Source organism: Pseudomonas sp. GL_093 (genome assembly GCF_057837605.1).
This window is the reverse complement of record NZ_CM174448.1, coordinates 3,223,894-3,241,672: the sequence shown is the minus strand read 5'-3', so window position 1 is coordinate 3,241,672 and position 17,779 is coordinate 3,223,894. Positions and strand designations below refer to the sequence as shown.

The window sequence follows — 17,779 nt, the reverse complement described above, 5'->3', positions numbered from 1 at the left end:
CCGCTGGCACGACTGCAACGGCGCGCGGTCAATGGCTGTAACGGCCCCTGCTCCCTCGCCAAGGACTACCGCCATGCCCGATACCGCGCTGCCCGATGTGCTGCCATCCGACCTGCATTACGTCGATGACACCCAGCCCGGCATCACCCGCAAGAAACTGCGCGACAAGTTCTGCTACTTCGACCCCGCGGGTCAACGCATTACCGATCAAGACGAAATCAAACGCATCAATGCCCTCGCCGTGCCCCCGGCCTACACCGATGTGTGGATCTGTGCCGACCCGCGCGGCCATCTGCAAGCTACCGGTCGTGATGCCCGAGGCCGCAAGCAATACCGTTATCACCCGCGCTGGCGAGAAGTACGTGATGCCGACAAGTACTCACGTTTGCGGGACTTTGGGCTGGCGCTGCCGAAACTGCGCAAACAGCTTGAAGCACTGCTGGCGGCTCCCGGCTTCAGTCGCGACAAAGTCATGGCCACGGTCATCACCTTGCTCGATGCGACGCTGATCCGGGTCGGCAACACCCAGTACGCTCGGGACAACCGCTCCTACGGCTTGACCACCCTGCGCAACCGTCACGTCGAGGTCAACGGCAACGCGATCCTGTTCCAGTTCCGTGGCAAGAGCGGCGTCGAGCACCAGATCACCGTGAAAGACCGACGCCTGGCGCGGATTATCAAACGTTGCCTGGAAATTCCCGGACAAAACCTGTTTCAGTACCTGGATGAAAACGGTGAGCGGCACACCGTCAGCTCCTCCGACGTCAACGCCTACCTGCAAACCCTCACCGGTGCCGACTTCACTGCCAAGGACTACCGCACCTGGGCCGGCAGCGCGCTGGCGTTGGCGGTTTTGCGGGAACTGCAGTGGGAACCCGAGTCGGACGCCAAACGGCATGTGGTGGAGATGGTCAAGAACGTTGCCAAGCAATTGGGTAACACTCCGGCAGTCTGCCGCAAGTGCTACATCCACCCGGCGGTGCTCGATGGTTTTCTTTTGGGGGCGTTGGCTGAGCTGCCCAGACCACGAGCGCGAAAAGGGCTCAGGGCAGAGGAAGTCGGGCTTGCGGTGTTTTTGGAGAAGATGCTCGCAACCGTTGAAGCGACGAACTGACCTGTCTATTTTTTGCACGATCGCAAATGACTTCTATAGTTGTTGTGAACCTGAATTAGCTGTGGTGAGGCCATGGAAGACATTTTCGTTGTGAAGCGTTGCAACAAGATCATCATCTATGGCCGCCGAGCCGGAGATACCAACCATCCACCACCCGATGCCGCCGTCTGGTATCGCATCGCCGATACTCGAACCCGTGGCTTCATCGGTGACGGTTTCGACCATGAAGAAGACGCCCGGCGTGAATGCCGGCAGCTCAATGCCAGGTCGCAAGTGACGGTCCGAGAAGGCTGATGCTACCTGCCTTTCACGGGTCTATACTGAAAAAAGCTGAAGGATTAGCGACCCCATCGGCAGACAGCTCGCTCCCCCGCGGGCTTTTTGCTGCCAATTAAAGGTTTCTTGAACGGAGGTGTTTGCCATGTCCGAAAAAGAGTCCATCACCACCCTGCTCACCCTGCTCGACTCCCGTCAGGCTCGCCTGGCAGCGGCATGCAAGGAAATCGCCGACTGGGTCGATCATCAAGGCGGGCACCCGACGGCCCTCAGAATCCGTGATCGTCTGAACGACATCGAGAAGGACACGCCACTGATTCGCAATACGCTGTCGTCGCTCAAACCTGTCGACCCGCCCCTGCCGCGATTCAGATGATTCGATCTGGACATCCTCAAGGACACGGCCTGATTCAGGACGCATGAACGGCGACCTTATCGTCACCGGGTGCGTCCTTGCCTGAACACTTCCTGCTACATCCCCAACCCAGCCTGACGCTGGGCTTTTTTATGGCTGCGCGATCTGTTTCACACTGCATTCACATCTCAGGCTCTAGATTGATCGGACTCCTTTGAAGAATCTCCCTGGCCCGCCCGCATGCGGGCCTTTTTTTTTGCCCATTACGCAGGCAACGAACGTCACCGTACGGCGGAGGTCAAACGATCACACGTCACGAAGGAGGCGTCTGATGGTTACTCACTTCAAAGTCGGCGGGCATCTGGCCTGCGGTCACAAAGGCAGCAAACTCGTTTCAACCAGCGAACTTACCCGGGTGAAATGCAGAAGCTGCCGCAACACCGACGCGTTCAAGGATGCGCGCAAAGACCAGCGCAACGCTGCACGCCGCGCCGCACGCAAAGCCAAAGTTACGCATACAGCCAATGACTGGCGCGCGGCTTGGGTCGAACGGCTCACCGCAATGGAAGGACTGCAACGATTGCCTCGTGGTTTTACCGGTCAACCTTTCGTTTAACTGACAGCTTCGGCGGCTGAATCGAATTCACTCGATCCGGCCGCTGGCGCCATGATTTCCAGCAACGACATGCGCTTGAAGGCTTCGACCAGACCACGCCCCTCCTCGGGTGCACAGGTGATGGACAGCCGCATCGTCGCCTCCCCCAGATGCCAGATCAGAAACGCAGATTCCCGAACCCGCAACGCATCGCTGTCGGGAAATACCCAAAGCATCGCATCAGCCAATAACCCGCCCGCAATACGACTCTCCTGCAGTTCCAACGCCATGAGCTGTTTGTCTGCCTGCATCCCGGACCAGATATCACGCATCGCCGGTGTCGCAAAAACGATCTCGTAATACTGATCGAGCAGCTCCGAATAGGCTGCTTGCAATCCTTGCGCGTCCTCGACTGCACCCAACGCCTCTTCGATACTGCCCCTGGCATCCCGCCATTTTTGGCGGCAAACAGATTTCTCGACTAGGGTTCTATCGAACCAAAATTGCGCCGACGGTGTTGGCGGTCACTCATCAAGGAGGGGACAGATGACATCAATTCGAGATACCGAGAAAACCTATCGCACCTGGTCCAGCCCTATCTTGCTTGAACTCAAGGAGAGAGAGGACCAGCTAGACGCTGCAGCCCGCCAGGCCCTTCAAAATGTCTTGGTAGAGAGAAGGCTTGTCGACACCGGCAACCCTGCTGGCGAAGATCGACGCGGCGCTGCTCCAGGGGCTAGCGGCCGGGATCAATAGCCGTGGTCAACTCAAAATAGCGGACCAGAAACAAACAAGGGTTTGCATCAGCTTTCGCTCGCAAACCCTTGATTTAAAATGGTGCCCGACGTCGTAATCAACTCGACACACTAATAATTAAACAAATTTGCGGAAGGTTGTACCCGTCAGATCTGCGCTCTGCCGCCATCGACGAATAGTTCGATTCCCGTGACGAAACTGGAATCATCCGAGGCAAGGAATAGCGCGGCCTTGGCAATCTCCTCTGGAGAGCCCATGCGTCCCATCGGGATGGTGGATACGATACTCGCAATAGCCTCGGGAGGCTGCTGGTCCACCAAAGGTGTCTCGGTCGGACCCGGGCTCAGCACGTTTGAGCGAATGCGGCGGTCCTTCAACTCGACGGTCCAACCTCGCACGAAATTGCGGATGGCAGCCTTGGTCGCGCCGTAAACCCAGAAAGCAGCTGTCCCTTTGGCGCTGGCGACTGAGCCCGTGAGAATGATGGAGGCGCCGTCATTCAATAGCGGGAGGGCCTTCTGGACTGTGAACAGCGTTCCCTTCACGTTGACGTTAAACAGTTTGTCAAAATGTTCTTCGGTGATGCTGCCCAAGGCACACAACTCAGCCAGGCCGGCATTGGCGAAGATGACGTCGATTCGGCGCCCTTCTGCCTTGACGGTTTCGTAGAGTCGATCAAGGTCAGCCAAATTGGAGACGTCTCCCTGGATGCCGGTAACGTTGTCACCAATCGCTTTCACCGCGTCATCAAGCTCCTTCTGACGACGGCCAGTAATGAAGACGTAGGCCCCCTCTTCGACGAAGAGCTTCGCCGCTGCGAAGCCTATGCCTGTGGTGCCACCTGTAATGACCGCCACTTTGCCCTGTAATTTACCCACAGTTATTACTCCTGTTGATGACGGAGTTATGCCAACAATTTCATGGCGGCATCGACGAGGTCGCCCCTCAAATCAGCCGATTCAGCAATTAGGCCGGTGACGTACGCTCCATTGATGAGCAGCGCTAGTTGAGACGCGACACGGGTGGGATCAGCAACGCCAAGCTTGGCAACGATGGTCGCAAGTCTCACCCGCAATTCGTCCTTATTACCCCGAGCGATGACCCGGCCGGGATGGTTGTCGTCAGGAAACTCCGTCATCAGGTTCAGGAGCGGACAGCCGCGGTAATCGGGGCTCCCGATCCGCTCCACTATTCTAGACAGGAGCGCCTCCAGCAAAGCGTGCGGGTCATCAGCGTGCAGCTCCTCCGTGCGGTCCCACCACGCCCAGAACAACCGATTTTTTTCGGCGGCGAAAGCGGCGATCAAATCGTCCTTGGAGCCAAACAGGCGATAGAGGCTCGTCTTCGACACACCGGATTGCTCGACGATCGTGTCAACACCGATGGCGCGGATGCCCTCACGGTAGAACAAGTCGCTCGCCGTCGTAAGGATACGCTCGCGTGCACTGACTTCGCCCTTTGGCGGGGCACCCCGCCGGGGTCGGGTTTCTGACTTCATATCGCACGCTCCGCTTATTCCGATTTTCTGATTGACAAAGTAACAGACCTGTCATCAACTCACAAATAACTTACAGGTCTGTAACTTAATGGAGAGCGGCCATGCGTGCGATCGAGGCGGAAACCTTTTCGGGCTATGACGGGTTGCGGCAGGTTGAATTACCCAAGCCGCAACCGGCTCAGGACCGGGTGCTGGTCCGCGTAACGGTCGCCGGCGTCACGCCGCTCGAATACACGGTCTTGTCGGATGGACACCCTCGGGCCAAGGCGCCGTTGGTGCTTGGTAATGAGGGCGTGGGTGTCATTGAGGACGCAGGCGACTCCGGGCTCGCGGTGGGAGGCCGCGTGATGTTCACGGGACCCTATGGCGTTGGTGAGAATGGCACGTGGCAAGAATGGCTGCTGGTGAGACCTGAGCATCTGATGCTTGTGCCCGACGCGATCGACGATGTCGTCGCGGCCAGCATTCCGGTGGCCTATCTGACCGCGCAGATCACACTGACACAGGCCGGATTCGCGCCGGCCAAGACGGTGCTGGCTCCTGGAATTGGCGGGTCAGTCGGCAACGCGACCTATCAGCTCGCGCGGGCACAGGGCGCCGGCAAGGTGATCTCGACGGCGGGCAGCGCGGCCAAAGCGGCCAGGGCACGCGAGCTTGGTTTCGAAGACGTGATTGACCTCACCTCGGAAGGCCTCGCCGACGGTGTTCACCGAATAACGGCCGGCAAGGGCGTCGATATCGTAATAGATAGCATCGGCGCAAGCGTGACCAGCGAGGCGCTAAGTAGCCTCAGTCTCGGTGGCGTCTTGATCACGTTGGGCTACTCCGCGGGACGTAAAACCACGATCGATTTGACTGACCTGATCTGGAAACGCGCGCGGATGACCGGCTTCTCGCTGTTCGCCCAATCACCGGCCACGATCGCTACGGCGTGGCAGGACATCATCCCGCTGGTCGTGGGTGGATCCGTCAAGCCGATCGTCGAGCGGATCTTCTCCTTCGCCGAAGCAGGCGAAGCCCTGCGCCATCTGATCGAAGACCGGCCATTTGGCAAGGTTGTCCTAACGATGTGACCGATATGACAAGCGGATATTTTGGTGCGATCGATGTGCCTTGGCCGAAGCGGGTCAGGCGATGAGCGGACGAGGTTTCCTCGACGCGATACAACCATGAGGAGAACGTTATGTTGAGTTGGCAGGTGGGCTCAGTGAAAATTACCTGTGTGGTCGAGATCGTGATCCCCTTTCCCGATGGCGCCCTCCTGCCCGAGGCGACGCCGGAGACGCTAAAACCCAGCCCCTGGCTCTTCCCGCACTTCGCCACGGAGGATGGCACCCTCATCGCGGCCGTCCAAGCGCCGCTAGTGGAGGCGTCGGGGCTGAGGCTGGTGGTTGACACCTGCATCGGCAACGACAAGCCGCGCCATTTGACGGGTGGAAATCCGCTGGCGACGCCGTTCCTGCAACATCTGGCGGATGCGGGCTGGGAACCAGACAGTGTGGACTTCGTGGTCTGCACCCACCTGCACGTGGATCACGTGGGCTGGAACACCATGTTGGTAGATGGCAAGTGGGTCGCGACCTTCCCCAAGGCGCGGTACCTGATCGGCAAGCGCGAATTCGAGCACTGGAGCAACGAAGGCGACGATGAGCAGCAAGCGGTCATGGGAGACAGCGTGCGGCCGATATTCGACGCCGGCCTGGTCGACCTGGTTGAGATGGATCACTGCATCTCGCCCGAGGTGCGCCTGACGCCAACCCCCGGGCACACCCCAGGTCATGTCAGTGTGATGATCGAATCGCAAGGGCAGAACGCGGTAATCACCGACGACCTAACCCACCATCCTTGCCAAATGGCGCACCCCGACTGGGCGACGAGCTTCGACAGCGACGCCCAAGTCGCGGCGGTCACCCGCGCGAAGATGTTCGCCGAGTGGGCCGACCAGCCGATTCTGGTTATCGGCACCCACTATGCCGCGCCGACGGCTGGCCACGTGAAGCGTGACGGAGCGGCGTTCTGGTTCGAAGTTTAGAGCCGGGCGCTTTCGTCTACCTCCCACGTTAAGAAAAACTAATCCGCGTGTTTCATAGAAATTTTTCAGGAAGACAAAAAATGAATCCATCCTTGAGCTCCGTAAACGTTGCCGTGTTAGACGACTACCAAGGTGTAGCGACGAGTTTCGCCGACTGGTTGAAGGTTAGCGATCGAGCCAGCATTACAGTTTTCCGCGACCACCTGGCGGACGAAGACGCATTGGCTGAGCGGTTGGCGCCATTTGATGTCGTTTGCATCATGCGCGAACGAACCCCGATGTCGGGATCGTTGCTCAGGCGCCTTCCAAAATTGAAGCTGATTGCGTCCACTGGGCCCGTGAACGCATCGATCGACCTGGCTGTTGCTGCGGAGCGCGGCATCACCATCGCGCACACTGGCTATACCTCCGCACCGACCATTGAACTGACATGGGCCCTCATTCTCTCGAGTGTCCGTCATATTTCGTCCGAAGCTGCCTCGGTGCGTGCTGGCGGTTGGCAGCACACCATCGGCGACGATCTGGCCGGGAAGACCTTGGGCATTCTGGGATTGGGAAGGGTCGGGTCAGCGGTAGCAAAGGTCGGACTCGCATTTGGCATGGACGTGATTGCCTGGAGCCAGAATCTGACATCAGACGTAGCCGCGGCCGCAGGGGCTCGACGGGTGTCGAAGGAGGAGTTATTGCGCGAGGCTGACGTGATTTCGATCCATATGGTGTTGAGTGCGCGAACGATTGGACTGATCGGCGCGAAGGAGTTTGCGTTGATGAAACCATCGGCTCGACTCATAAACACCTCGCGTGGCCCTCTCGTGGTCGAGGCTGCGCTCTTGCATGCGCTCGCCAATAACCGGATAGCTGGGGCCGCTATCGACGTCTACGATGTCGAGCCTCTGCCGCAAGATCATCCCTATCGACATGCCGAAAACCTGCTTGCCACTCCTCATATCGGGTATGTCGCACGCGGTCTCTACGAGCGCTTTTATCAAGACTGCGCGGCTAACATCAGCACATGGCTTGACGGAAGATGAACTGTGGTGGGCGAACATGTCTGCCGCCAATCCGTGTGTGAATTTTCAGAGGTGGAACTACTCCGGGTGTTCGGCTCGCTCTTTTGGCGCTGCCAGGTCCATTTCGTGACTGGGTGGGGAAATGCACGCACTACCCGCGAGAGGTGTGCGAGATGGCACTCGCGCATGACGAGCGATCGGGATAGCGACGCATGAAGTTGGTCAGCAACCCGCAGACAAATTCACTCCCCCATCAAATGCCCCAAAAACAACCCTGCCGCCATCGACAATCCCTCCCGCGATCGCACACACAACGCCAATTCCCGCGACGCCCACTCCTCGTCCAGCACCACCGCCCGCGCGCCGTCCATCTTGTAAATCTCCACACTCCCCTGCGGCATGATGCCGATCCCGACACCCGCCTGAACCATCAAGCACAGCGCGTCGTAGCTGGAGACTTCCATGCGGATCTTCAACGACCGCCCCATGTCGTTCGCAGCTTTGATCAGCTGAAAATTCAGGTGCGTGCCGCTACGCAGGGCCACGTATTCGTAGTCGAGGGTGTCGGTGAACTTGATGGTTTTGCGGTCTGCCAAATGATGACCGTTGGGGACGAGCAGAATCAGGCGATCTTTACGAAACGGGAAGACTTCAATGTCGGCACCGTGGGGCAGCCGGGTGAAAATTCCGATGTCAGCACGGTTTTCGGCGACGGCTTTGGTGATGCCCAGGCTTTCCTTTTCTTCGAGGAGGACGTTGATCAGCGGGTAGAGGTCCATGAACGACTTGATCAGGCCGGGCATGAACTGGGTGATCGCAGAGATGTTCGCCAGCACATGAACAGAGCCGCGGCGTCCGTGGGAATAATCGCGCATCTGCACGACGATTTCGTTGAGGTTGTTCAGCGCGCTGCGGGCCATGTACAGCAGGGAAATACCCGCCGCTGTCGGGGTGACGCCTTTGTTGGTGCGGGTCAGCAGTTTCGAGTCGAGCAGTTCTTCCAGTTCACTCAGACGCTTGCTGACCGCCGCCGCAGCGATGTGTTCGCGCTTGGCGGTGGCAGCGATGGTGCCTTCTTCGATGACGCTGACGAAGAGTTGCAGTGAAACGGGATCGAGCTTCATGTGAGGCACCGGGCTTGCTGGCCTGAATGGCTGCCATAGTACCTCGTCATTCATGCGCCAAGAACGACCCTGCTACTGGAGTGACCGGCAATCAGTACTGGCCGGACAGCAGATGACCTGCGTTCGGCACCTGGGCTTTCAGTCCGAGGGTTTTCAGGATCTGGTACACGGTGGCGACCGAGGCCGACAGCACTGGCTTGCCGAGACGATCCTGCACGACTTGAATTGCTGGCAAAGATGGCATCTGGACGCAGCACGACAGCACCACGCCATCTGCCTGTCCGATGTTCAACCGATCAGCGTGGGCAACCAGGTCCATTGGGTCCAGACGGCCCACCTCCAGGTTGTCGGATACTTCCAGACTAATGGAGTCGACGACTTCGATGCCCGCCGCTTCGATGTAGTCGATGACCTGTTGGGTCAGCGGCTTCATGTAGGGGGTGATGATCGAGACTTTTTTGTAGTTCATCAGGTTGAGGCTGTCGATCAGCGCACCGGCCGAGCTGAGCACCGGGGTCGGCGCCTTGTTGGCTTCGACGGTTTTGCTCAGGCGATCCTGGGACACTTTGTGATAGCCAGCACCTTGGCACATGATCGCCACCAGACAGGCGTAGGCCATCACGTCAACGCGGGCATCGCTCAGTTCCAGCGCGCAACGGTCGCTGTCGATGTCCATCTTTTTCAGCTCTTCCGGGCTGACGTTCATCATGCGCATGCGCGACGAGTGGAAGGTGAAATGCTCTTCCGGCAATAGCGAGTAACGCGAGGTCAGCATCGCAGGGATTTCGGTTTCCATCGTAGTGTTGGAGCTGGGAACGATTTGGCCGATACGAAAGTTTTTCATGGTTCAGTCCTCTAAAAAATCGCAGATCAGTTGCCGCTGGTCAGTTGAACACCCTTGGTTTCCTGAAGGGTGAACACCATGACGGCGGCAATTACGTAGGAAACGGAGGCGAGCGAGATCGTGGCCGTGAAGCCGATAAGTGGAATCAAAACAGGGACCAGCTTGATGCCGGCAATGGCGCCGACGCGGCCGAAGTTGAAGCAAAAGCCCGACGCGGTGGAGCGGATGCTGGTGGGGAACAGTTCCGAGTACCAGGCGCCGAAGCCGCTGAAGTAACCGGTGAAGAAGCCCAGCAATGCAGCCATCGAACCGAGAGTGATGACGTTCTGGGTGGTGAGCAGAAGCTTGCCGTCCGTCAATGGCATCAAGGTCACCGAGTAGGCGAACACGGGCACCATGATCGCCATGCCGGCAAAGAAAACCGCAAACGACAAGCGACGACCGATACTTTCGGCCAGGTAGCCGTAGGCCAGATAACCGATGGTGGCGCCAATGCCGATCCAGATGACAAACACCGGTGCCTGATCGATACGCACATTCAGAATGTTCTGCAGGTAAGCCGGCATGAAGGTGGTGATGATCCAGTAGCCGTACATGCCCAGTATCGAAATGCTCAGGCCCAACAGGGTCGTTTTCAGGTACTGCGGGTGGAAGATTTCCATCAACCGGCCTTTGTCGGTGTTATTACGCATGAATTCGCGGTTGGCCAGCCATACCGGCGACTCCTTCACGAATAGCCAGATGAACACCAGGGTGAAATAGGCCGGGATCGAGGCATAGATGAACAGCGTCCGCCAGGATTCAGAGTTGCTGGCGTCCAGGAAGCTCCAGGCGAAAATCGCCGCCAGCAGACCACCACCCGACCAACCGGTCTGCATCACCGCAAAGGCCTTGGCGCGACCGGCCGGAGGCCAAACCTCCGAAATCAGCGCTGCAGCGGCGGACCACAAGCCACCGACGGCGATACCAACGCAGAAGCGGAACACATTGAGCTGCCAAAGGCTGTCGGCAAACCCACAGAGCAAGGTGCCGGTACCGTAGACGAACACCGAAATCATCATGGTTTTCTTGCGACCGATCTTGTCGGAGATGTTCCCGAGGCAGAAGCCGCCGATACCGGTCGCCAACAGAAACCAGGCCACAGTCGAGACGACATCACCAAGACCGACCGAGAAGGTTTTGGCGATGGCGAGCAGGACAAATCCGAAAACCGTGGCATCCAGGGCATCGAACAACCATGCCGCCCAAGAGCCGCCCAAAGTCATGTAACGCTGGCTGGCGGGCAGCTGACCGCTGCCGTCCACGGTAGCGACGGTTGCCGCCGGCGCTGCAGTAATGTTTTTCATGGGGGAACCTCGTGGGATTCAACTTATTATTTTCGCAAGCTCGCCCGGCAAGTGAAGGACGCTTGAAGGCGAATGGTCATCTGCGATCGATACTAGAAGTGAAGGATGGGGGGTGTATATCAAGCATTCGCGAGCCTGCCATCGCCGATCGCGATGGCAGAAGTCGTAAAAATTGAATTGCGCGCCGCGACATCGAGACGGCCAAACCGCGCGACGGTCTTGTCGACCAGATCGCGGACCCCATCCTACTTGCGGAGCTCGGCGCTGATGAATTCGATCTCCGAACCGATAGAGCGCAACGCCTCAGCGAGAGCCTTACCGGCTTCATCACGCCGACCGCAAACGAACACCTTCGCGCCTTCCTTGGCGAAGGCGACGGCGGTCGCGCGGCCGATGTCGGTGAGGCTCCGGTGATCAAAATAACGGGCTTGTCGTTCTACTCGCCTGGTCGTTATGGACAACGGGCAGCCGATTACGACAAGCGTGCTTAGAAAAAGATTTTGATGATGCGCGAGAGGCCGCCAGCATTCCGAAAGCTGACTTTCAAATGCGAGATTTGCGGGTGAATGCGGCAACAGATGAGGAAGAATTGACAGTTAACATACGCACAGCACGCAATCAGCTGGGACACACCACCGTCGGTATGACAGAGCAGTACATTCGGATACGACCGTCCAATCGCGGATCTTGATCCCCCAATTAGATGCGGGAAGGCTACGAGACTTCGTACAGCCGCCTCGCCGATTCGCGTCGCACCCAGTCTTTAGAGGTCAGTTGCAGAGACTAAACATCATTGGCAAGAGGGATCCGCGCCGACATTTGCAAGATTGGAAAGCTGCACTGGCCCATGTGCACACATTACCTGACGTTGACAGTTCGAGCCTGTTGATCACTGACATAACCGATGTCGCGATACAGCGAGGTGATTTCCTTTGCTTCTCCTCATCACTGACGCGTAGAAGCTGATGATCATCCACCTTAACTCCCTTTACCGGGTAACGCACATTTCCGCTGGCGGTCAGGAGAGCGCCTGAACTTTCACAGGTTACAGACAATTGGGGCTTTTCGGCGTCCGGTAGTTGGCGGACCAGCCCGCTGAAGCTGAGGTTGATCAACACGTTGCCGGACGACGCCCGATGTTCCGTCTCTTTCAGGCTGATGACGGGTGTTACGTCCAGACGGTAACCGTCCCGTTGTATAACGGTCATACACCCAAATACCGTATCAAGCCTGCAGGGGTAAAACCCTCGCAGGGAATGCTTCCTCTTTGAGCTTCTCCATCACCAATCCAATGAATGCTGAAACCGCCAACGGCAAATGTTGCCGACTAGGGTAAAGCACATGCAAGCCGTAACCAGTACGATGGTAATTCGGTAGCACAGGCACAAGGCGGCCAGCCTGAAGATCGAATTTAGTGATAGTGGGCGGTAGCAACGCAATGCCCAACCCAGCCAACGTGGCCTTGCGCAAAGCCTGAGCGGTGTTGCCATTAAATCGGCTGGTAATCTGCACCTCTTCCTCAACACCGTTTGGCCCATAAAGACGCCATGTGGTAACGCCGCTTGGATGACCGAAACTCACACAGTCGTGATCGACCAGATCCTCTAGCGTAATGGGCACACCTCGTTCACGCAGGTACTTAGGGCTGGCGACCAAACCTTCATTGCCTGCTCCAATGAGTTGGCGACCGACGTATCCTGAGTCCTGCAAAGTGCCGCCTCGAAACGCGATGTCGATCCGATCAGCGATCAAATCCGCACGCGCATCACTCAGTACGAAATCAAGCTGCACCCGTGGATATTCGGCTAGAAAATCGGCCACCCACTCCATAGGGAAGAAGTCGAAAAAGTCAGCCATCGCCGCAATGCGCACGATGCCACTCGGCTCCTGGCTTCCCGTCATTAACTGCTGTCCGGCATCGATCAGGCCTTCTACCGCGCCAGAGCACCGGTCATGAAAAGCCTGACCCGAATGGGTAAGTGTGAGCTTGCGCGTGGAGCGCTGCAGCAGCCGCGTGCCGAGCTGAGCCTCGAGCTGTTGAACGCGCCTGCTTAAGGTATTTGAGGGCATTCCAAGCTGCCGCGCCGCTTCGGCAAAGCTGCCATTGCGCACCACTTGTACAAACAACGCGACGTCGTTCAGGTCAAGCATGGCATCGCCACCACATCGAATAATGGATTAGTCCAATCCAATTATGCCATCTAATAAAGCAATGAACAGGCGCATATCCTCTAGGCATAGCTGCAGTTGACCTTCAATCTGCCGGAAAAACCTATGACCTCACCTCTCCCCCTCATCGGCATCGTAATCGGCTCGGCCCGTGAAGCTCGCTTCGGTGAAAAGCACGAGCTCTGGATCCACGAGATAGCAAAGCAGCGCAAAGATCTCGCCATCGAATTGATCAACCTGCGGGATCACTCGCAGCCCTTCTTAGACGAACCGCAATCACCAGCCATCGCTGAATTCATCGCTATCTGGCAACAGGGAAAGAACTTCAACGATTACCCGCATCTGGCCCAGGCAGCCAAAGAACTGCTCGACGATATTGTCTGGTGGGCCCAGGCGCTCAAATCCCCGAGAGAAAACATATGAGCACCGCCGTCACTGTTATGCAACGCGCCATAGTTCATCGCACCAAGGGCAGCACACACGGCCCTATAACACGGCTTATGAGCCCGGGCGATCTGGGTGAGCTTTTGAAACCTTTTATTTTCCTGGATATTTTCAGTTTAAACGCCAGTCGAGGTAAGTCGAGTTTCGGCATGCACCCGCACTCAGGGATCGCGACGGTTACCTTCATGACCAAAGGCGATGTCGCCTATGAGGACACCACTGGCGCGACAGGTGTATTGCTTGCCGGTGGTGTTGAGTGGATGCGCGCCGGCAACGGGGTGTGGCACGACGCTACGCTGGCCAACGAGTCCTCAATGCAGGGATTCCAACTCTGGGTAGCGCTACCACCGTCGTTAGAGAACGCTCCCCCGAAGAGCGTCTACCTGGCGCCCTCCCAAGTTCCGCAATCAGGCCCGGCTCGCGTGCTCCTGGGACGCTACGGTGCTGCGCACAGCCAGATCGAAGCTCCGAGTGAAATGAACTATCTCGCCGTGAATCTGAAAGACGGCGAGCGCTGGCGGTACACCCCGCCGTCCGATCACACCGTTGCCTGGCTCGCGGTTAATGCAGGACGGCTGGACGCAGGGGGCCTGATTAATACCGGCGAGCTCGCCGTATTCGAGGAGTCCGAGCAACACATCGATTTCGTGGCTCAAGGCGATTGCTCATTCGTACTGGGCTCAGCAGTGAAGCATCCGCACGAACTGGTGACGGGCTACTACTCGGTACACACGAGCAAGGCAGCTCTGGCACAGGGCGAAACTGAGATACAGCGTATCGGCGAACGCCTGCGGCGGGAGGGACGACTGGGCTAGCCCCTAAGGCGCGCCTTCAGTCGATACGACTCCCCGCTAAACATCCCGCCAATCCCGAATATCAATCCTCAACCTACTGAGATACATCATGACCACGAGCAATCTCGACCTATTTTTGTCACCGGCGCAGATCGGCCCCCTCCACCTGAAAAACCGCATGGTCATGGCGCCTTTGACGCGAAGCCGAGCTGGAGAAGGTGATGCTCCGACGCCCACCGTGGTTGAGTATTACCGGCAACGTGCCGGAGCCGGCCTTATCATTACCGAAGGTTCTCAGGTCTCGGCACAGGGCAAAGGCTACATGCGAACGCCGGGCATCTTTACCGCCGAGCAAATCGCTGGCTGGAAAGAAGTGACCGACGCTGTTCATGCAGAAGGTGGACGTATATTCCTGCAACTCTGGCATGTCGGGCGTCTGTCGCACCCACTGGTTCAGATCAATAGTGAACGGCCAGTAGCCCCATCAGCGATCAAGGCTGATGGCGAGATTTACACTCCTGAGGGACTGAAATCTTATGAGTTGCCACGGGCTCTAGATCTCGATGAGATTCCCAGCGTGATCTCTGATTTTCGCCAAGGTGCTGAAAATGCGAAACGTGCTGGATTCGATGGTGTCGAGATCCACGGTGCAAACGGTTATCTAATCGACCAGTTCCTGCGCGATGGCACCAATACCCGAAACGATGCCTATGGTGGTTCTGTAGAGAATCGCGCTCGATTTCTTAAGGAGGTAGTCGAGTCCGTTATCGAGGTCTTCGGGGCGAGCCGCGTGGGTGTTCGCCTGTCGCCAATTTTCAATTATTTCTCCATGAGCGACAGCACTCCCCAAGCGACCTTTAACTACGCGGCCAAGATGCTCGGTCGCTATGGGCTGGCTTACATTCACGTTGTGGAACTCGGAGAAGGACAATTCGATTTCGTAGAATTGAAGCGTCGTTTCGGTGGCGCCTACATCGCCAATGGTGGTTATGACGCAGAACGTGCAGAAGACACCCTAAGTTCCGGTAGTGCTGATCTAGTATCGTTTGGCACCGCGTTCCTGGCCAACCCGGATTTGGTAGAGCGTTTCAAACACGGTGAAGCCCTGAACGAAGCAGACCCGACGACGTTCTACCAAGGTGAAGAGCGCGGTTATACGGACTATCCGACCTTGGCGGAATCCCGGTAAACCCTAGAAGCCAAAATGGCCTTGCCCAAAACCTCGATGGCAAAGATATTTTGGACTTAAGTGCATAGGCCGTATCAATGCGTTCAACTGCTGTGCGCACACTCGGGCTGCTGATGCAGCCCGTCTGCCAGGAACGCACCAGGCCCTGGGGTAGTTATGGGGTAGCGCTCGTATTAAAAGATCATTCGAATTGATCCAAACACCTCCGGATCTAGACTGTACGCATCCCAACCGCCTTTCTTGCCGAGCACTGGACGTATTACGGGGCCTTTTGAGTCTACCGGAGCGCCGAACCTTTCTCTCTCCCAGCTCTGGTTGATCCCACCAAAAACAGTCTGTGGTTTGTTCAACTAGGCCGCTGCTTTCTCTTTGTCTGCAAAGACCTGCTGCAGTAAAGCCATTAGAGGTCTAGGTAGATTTGGCGGGAATGTCTAGTTCACCGCCAAAACCCTTTCCAACCTCTAGTCTTTCTAACTTTTAATAGCCCAGCGACAAACCAGTGTTACGTCGCGGGTCGTTCGCGCCGTAGAAGCGGTTGTTGCCTACCGGCTTGCCACCGAGCGACGGTGCGCCGACCAGGATCGCCGCCAGGTGGTTGGCGTCCTGGGGGCCGGCAAACTTGTGGCCCCAGCTCTCGAGGATCTTGCGGGTATCCGGACTGACCGCGAAACTCTCCAGGTTGGTGGTCTCCGGCATCCACTGCTGGTGGAAACGCGGCGCATCCACCGCTTCCTGGATGTTCATCCCGTAGTCGATGACGTTGAGCATGGTCAGCAAGGTCGCGGTGATAATCCGACTGCCGCCGGGCGTACCCACCACCATGACAGCTTTGCCATCCTTGGTGACGATGGTCGGGCTCATCGACGACAACGGTGCCTTGCCAGGGGCAATCGCATTCGCCTCGCCCTGGATCAGGCCGTACATGTTCGGCACGCCGATCTTGGAGGTGAAATCATCCATCTCATCGTTGAGGATGACCCCGGTCTTGCTCGCCATGACGCCGGCACCGAACCAGTCGTTGAGGGTGTAGGTCACCGACACCGCATTGCCCCATTTGTCGACGATCGAGTAATGGGTGGTGTTGTTGCCTTCATGGGGTGCTACGCCGGGCTTGATATTCTGGGAGATCCCGGCCTTCTGCGGTTCGATGGCCGCCCGCAGTTTCTCGGCATAGCCCTTGTCCAGCAGGTGAGCCACCGGGTTCTTGACGAAGTCGGGGTCACCCAGGTAGCTGTTGCGATCCACATAGGCGTGGCGCATGGCTTCGATCTGATAGTGCAGGCCCTGTGCCGAGTGATAACCCAGATCCGCCATCGGATAACCTTCGAGGATGTTCATGATCTCGCAGATCACGACGCCACCCGAGCTCGGCGGTGGTGCCGAGACTACGTGGTAACCACGGTAGTCGCACTCGACGGGCGCCAGTTCGCGGGTCTTGTATTTGTCGAGGTCGGCCTGGGTGATGATGCCCTTGCCGGCCTTGCTCGAATCGACGATGGCCGTGCCGACCCAGCCCTTGTAGAAGCCGTCGGTGCCCTTGGCGGAGATTTCCTTGAGGGTCTTGGCCAGGTCTTTCTGTACCAGCTTCTGACCGACCTGCATCGGCTCGCCCTTGTTCAGGAAGATCGAGCCCGAATCGTGAATGTCGTTCTTGAACTCATCGGTGGCGGTATGCAGCAGGTCGATATCGCCCTGCTCCAGCACAAAACCTTCGTCAGCCAGCTTGATGGCCGGGGCCATGACCTGCGCGCGTTTTTTCGTGCCATATTTTTCCAGAGCCAGTTCCATACCCGAGACGGTGCCCGGTACGCCGACCGCCAGGTGCCCTTTCGAACTCAGGTTGGGGACGACATTGCCGTCCTTGTCCAGGTACATGTTGGCCGTGGCGGCCAAGGGGGCTTTTTCGCGGAAATCGAGGAAGGTCTTGCGACCGTCGGCCAACTGCACGGTCATGAAACCGCCACCACCAAGATTGCCTGCCGCCGGGTAAACCACAGCAAGGGCGTAACCAACAGCCACAGCAGCATCAACCGCATTACCACCTGACTTCAGCACATCAACCCCTACATGTGTAGCAAGGTGTTGAGCGGTTACAACCATCCCATTTTCTGCGGCAGCGGGCGCCTGAGAGGCTGCTTGGGCAAAGGTGTGGTTAAAAAGAAAAGCAGTCGCAATTAACGGCGCGACAATACGTTCATAATTCATCTATTGAGCCTCATCCGTGGTAGTGATG

General features: G+C 57.5%; 19 protein-coding genes and 1 pseudogene. 11 read left to right on the top strand and 9 right to left on the bottom strand.

The window, feature by feature from the left end:
* Window positions 1-73 precede the first annotated feature (73 nt).
* From AC3IUE_RS15020 to AC3IUE_RS15005, 4 genes are all read left to right on the top strand, one after another.
* On the top strand, window positions 74-1,114 hold the full coding sequence (locus AC3IUE_RS15020) for a DNA topoisomerase IB (protein ID WP_489268431.1): 1,041 nt from the start codon (window positions 74-76) through the stop codon (window positions 1,112-1,114).
* A 72-nt stretch (window positions 1,115-1,186) separates the two neighbouring features.
* A complete protein-coding gene (locus AC3IUE_RS15015) occupies window positions 1,187-1,408 on the top strand; it encodes a hypothetical protein (protein ID WP_046047413.1) in 222 nt (73 codons plus the stop codon).
* A gap of 127 nt (window positions 1,409-1,535) precedes the next feature.
* Window positions 1,536-1,766 carry a hypothetical protein gene (locus AC3IUE_RS15010; protein WP_007946177.1) on the top strand — a complete coding sequence of 77 codons (231 nt, stop codon included), beginning with the start codon at window positions 1,536-1,538 and terminating at the stop codon, window positions 1,764-1,766.
* Window positions 1,767-2,076: 310 nt separating this feature from the next.
* Entirely contained in the window at window positions 2,077-2,361 is a 285-nt protein-coding gene (locus AC3IUE_RS15005) for a hypothetical protein (RefSeq protein WP_046047412.1), read from the top strand.
* Here the strand turns inward: AC3IUE_RS15005 and AC3IUE_RS15000 are convergent.
* Window positions 2,358-2,777, bottom strand: a pseudogene (locus AC3IUE_RS15000) (TetR/AcrR family transcriptional regulator); the annotation flags it as partial. The gene AC3IUE_RS15005 and the pseudogene AC3IUE_RS15000 sit on opposite strands and share 4 nt — an antisense overlap.
* Window positions 2,778-2,886: 109 nt before the next feature.
* Between AC3IUE_RS15000 and AC3IUE_RS14995 the strand changes: the two are divergent.
* Entirely contained in the window at window positions 2,887-3,096 is a 210-nt protein-coding gene (locus tag AC3IUE_RS14995) for a hypothetical protein (RefSeq protein WP_056739825.1), read from the top strand.
* A gap of 146 nt (window positions 3,097-3,242) precedes the next feature.
* Here the strand turns inward: AC3IUE_RS14995 and AC3IUE_RS14990 are convergent, their stop codons facing one another.
* Together AC3IUE_RS14990 and AC3IUE_RS14985 are read right to left on the bottom strand one after the other, a co-directional pair.
* Window positions 3,243-3,974, bottom strand: coding sequence for an SDR family oxidoreductase (locus AC3IUE_RS14990; protein ID WP_489268428.1), 732 nt, complete (start codon window positions 3,972-3,974; stop codon window positions 3,243-3,245).
* A gap of 26 nt (window positions 3,975-4,000) precedes the next feature.
* Window positions 4,001-4,594 carry a TetR/AcrR family transcriptional regulator gene (locus tag AC3IUE_RS14985; protein WP_489268426.1) on the bottom strand — a complete coding sequence of 198 codons (594 nt, stop codon included), beginning with the start codon at window positions 4,592-4,594 and terminating at the stop codon, window positions 4,001-4,003.
* A gap of 101 nt (window positions 4,595-4,695) precedes the next feature.
* Between AC3IUE_RS14985 and AC3IUE_RS14980 the strand changes: the two genes are divergently transcribed.
* From AC3IUE_RS14980 to AC3IUE_RS14970, 3 genes are all read left to right on the top strand, one after another.
* On the top strand, window positions 4,696-5,667 hold the full coding sequence (locus AC3IUE_RS14980; protein WP_489268424.1) for a quinone oxidoreductase family protein: 972 nt from the start codon (window positions 4,696-4,698) through the stop codon (window positions 5,665-5,667).
* Between the two features lie 110 nt (window positions 5,668-5,777).
* Complete coding sequence (locus tag AC3IUE_RS14975) at window positions 5,778-6,626, top strand: MBL fold metallo-hydrolase (protein WP_489268422.1); 849 nt, start codon at window positions 5,778-5,780, stop codon at window positions 6,624-6,626.
* A gap of 80 nt (window positions 6,627-6,706) precedes the next feature.
* A complete protein-coding gene (locus AC3IUE_RS14970; RefSeq protein WP_489268420.1) occupies window positions 6,707-7,657 on the top strand; it encodes a D-2-hydroxyacid dehydrogenase family protein in 951 nt (316 codons plus the stop codon).
* Between the two features lie 221 nt (window positions 7,658-7,878).
* Here the strand turns inward: AC3IUE_RS14970 and AC3IUE_RS14965 are convergent, their stop codons facing one another.
* The 5 genes from AC3IUE_RS14965 to AC3IUE_RS14945 form a co-directional block, all read right to left on the bottom strand.
* Window positions 7,879-8,760 (bottom strand): LysR family transcriptional regulator, encoded by an 882-nt coding sequence (locus tag AC3IUE_RS14965; RefSeq protein WP_489268419.1) that lies wholly within the window; start codon window positions 8,758-8,760, stop codon window positions 7,879-7,881.
* Between the two features lie 91 nt (window positions 8,761-8,851).
* A complete protein-coding gene (locus tag AC3IUE_RS14960; protein WP_489268417.1) occupies window positions 8,852-9,604 on the bottom strand; it encodes a maleate cis-trans isomerase family protein in 753 nt (250 codons plus the stop codon).
* A gap of 26 nt (window positions 9,605-9,630) precedes the next feature.
* Window positions 9,631-10,950: an MFS transporter gene (locus AC3IUE_RS14955; RefSeq protein ID WP_489268415.1), complete on the bottom strand. Its 1,320-nt coding sequence runs from the start codon at window positions 10,948-10,950 to the stop codon at window positions 9,631-9,633.
* A gap of 245 nt (window positions 10,951-11,195) precedes the next feature.
* Window positions 11,196-11,300 carry a hypothetical protein gene (locus AC3IUE_RS14950; RefSeq protein ID WP_489268849.1) on the bottom strand — a complete coding sequence of 35 codons (105 nt, stop codon included), beginning with the start codon at window positions 11,298-11,300 and terminating at the stop codon, window positions 11,196-11,198.
* Between the two features lie 874 nt (window positions 11,301-12,174).
* Window positions 12,175-13,101, bottom strand: a complete 927-nt coding sequence (locus AC3IUE_RS14945; protein ID WP_489268413.1) for a LysR family transcriptional regulator — start codon at window positions 13,099-13,101, stop codon at window positions 12,175-12,177.
* Window positions 13,102-13,197: 96 nt separating this feature from the next.
* On the opposite strand from AC3IUE_RS14945, the gene AC3IUE_RS14940 reads away from it, so the two are divergent.
* The 3 genes from AC3IUE_RS14940 to AC3IUE_RS14930 all read left to right on the top strand — a co-directional run bounded on the left by AC3IUE_RS14940 (window position 13,198) and on the right by AC3IUE_RS14930 (window position 15,546).
* Entirely contained in the window at window positions 13,198-13,542 is a 345-nt protein-coding gene (locus AC3IUE_RS14940) for an NADPH-dependent FMN reductase (RefSeq protein WP_489268411.1), read from the top strand.
* On the top strand, window positions 13,539-14,378 hold the full coding sequence (locus tag AC3IUE_RS14935) for a pirin family protein (RefSeq protein WP_489268409.1): 840 nt from the start codon (window positions 13,539-13,541) through the stop codon (window positions 14,376-14,378). The genes AC3IUE_RS14940 and AC3IUE_RS14935 overlap by 4 nt, the downstream gene beginning before the upstream one ends.
* Before the next feature lie 88 nt (window positions 14,379-14,466).
* Window positions 14,467-15,546, top strand: a complete 1,080-nt coding sequence (locus tag AC3IUE_RS14930) for an alkene reductase (RefSeq protein WP_489268407.1) — start codon at window positions 14,467-14,469, stop codon at window positions 15,544-15,546.
* 477 nt (window positions 15,547-16,023) lie between these two features.
* On the opposite strand, the gene ggt is transcribed toward AC3IUE_RS14930, so the two are convergent.
* Window positions 16,024-17,751, bottom strand: a complete 1,728-nt coding sequence (gene ggt, locus AC3IUE_RS14925) for a gamma-glutamyltransferase (protein WP_489268405.1) — start codon at window positions 17,749-17,751, stop codon at window positions 16,024-16,026.
* Window positions 17,752-17,779 lie beyond the last annotated feature (28 nt).

Excerpts from the sequence above, each read along its gene's own strand:
- AC3IUE_RS15020 (WP_489268431.1), top strand. The coding sequence starts at position 74 with ATGCCCGATACCGCGCTGCCCGATGTGCTGCCATCCGACCTGCATTAC.
- AC3IUE_RS15015 (WP_046047413.1), top strand. The coding sequence starts at position 1,187 with ATGGAAGACATTTTCGTTGTGAAGCGTTGCAACAAGATCATCATCTAT.
- AC3IUE_RS15010 (WP_007946177.1), top strand. The coding sequence starts at position 1,536 with ATGTCCGAAAAAGAGTCCATCACCACCCTGCTCACCCTGCTCGACTCC.
- AC3IUE_RS15005 (WP_046047412.1), top strand. The coding sequence starts at position 2,077 with ATGGTTACTCACTTCAAAGTCGGCGGGCATCTGGCCTGCGGTCACAAA.
- AC3IUE_RS14995 (WP_056739825.1), top strand. The coding sequence starts at position 2,887 with ATGACATCAATTCGAGATACCGAGAAAACCTATCGCACCTGGTCCAGC.
- AC3IUE_RS14985 (WP_489268426.1), bottom strand. The coding sequence starts at position 4,594 with ATGAAGTCAGAAACCCGACCCCGGCGGGGTGCCCCGCCAAAGGGCGAA.
- AC3IUE_RS14980 (WP_489268424.1), top strand. The coding sequence starts at position 4,696 with ATGCGTGCGATCGAGGCGGAAACCTTTTCGGGCTATGACGGGTTGCGG.
- AC3IUE_RS14975 (WP_489268422.1), top strand. The coding sequence starts at position 5,778 with ATGTTGAGTTGGCAGGTGGGCTCAGTGAAAATTACCTGTGTGGTCGAG.
- AC3IUE_RS14970 (WP_489268420.1), top strand. The coding sequence starts at position 6,707 with ATGAATCCATCCTTGAGCTCCGTAAACGTTGCCGTGTTAGACGACTAC.
- AC3IUE_RS14965 (WP_489268419.1), bottom strand. The coding sequence starts at position 8,760 with ATGAAGCTCGATCCCGTTTCACTGCAACTCTTCGTCAGCGTCATCGAA.
- AC3IUE_RS14960 (WP_489268417.1), bottom strand. The coding sequence starts at position 9,604 with ATGAAAAACTTTCGTATCGGCCAAATCGTTCCCAGCTCCAACACTACG.
- AC3IUE_RS14955 (WP_489268415.1), bottom strand. The coding sequence starts at position 10,950 with ATGAAAAACATTACTGCAGCGCCGGCGGCAACCGTCGCTACCGTGGAC.
- AC3IUE_RS14945 (WP_489268413.1), bottom strand. The coding sequence starts at position 13,101 with ATGCTTGACCTGAACGACGTCGCGTTGTTTGTACAAGTGGTGCGCAAT.
- AC3IUE_RS14935 (WP_489268409.1), top strand. The coding sequence starts at position 13,539 with ATGAGCACCGCCGTCACTGTTATGCAACGCGCCATAGTTCATCGCACC.
- AC3IUE_RS14930 (WP_489268407.1), top strand. The coding sequence starts at position 14,467 with ATGACCACGAGCAATCTCGACCTATTTTTGTCACCGGCGCAGATCGGC.
- ggt (WP_489268405.1), bottom strand. The coding sequence starts at position 17,751 with ATGAATTATGAACGTATTGTCGCGCCGTTAATTGCGACTGCTTTTCTT.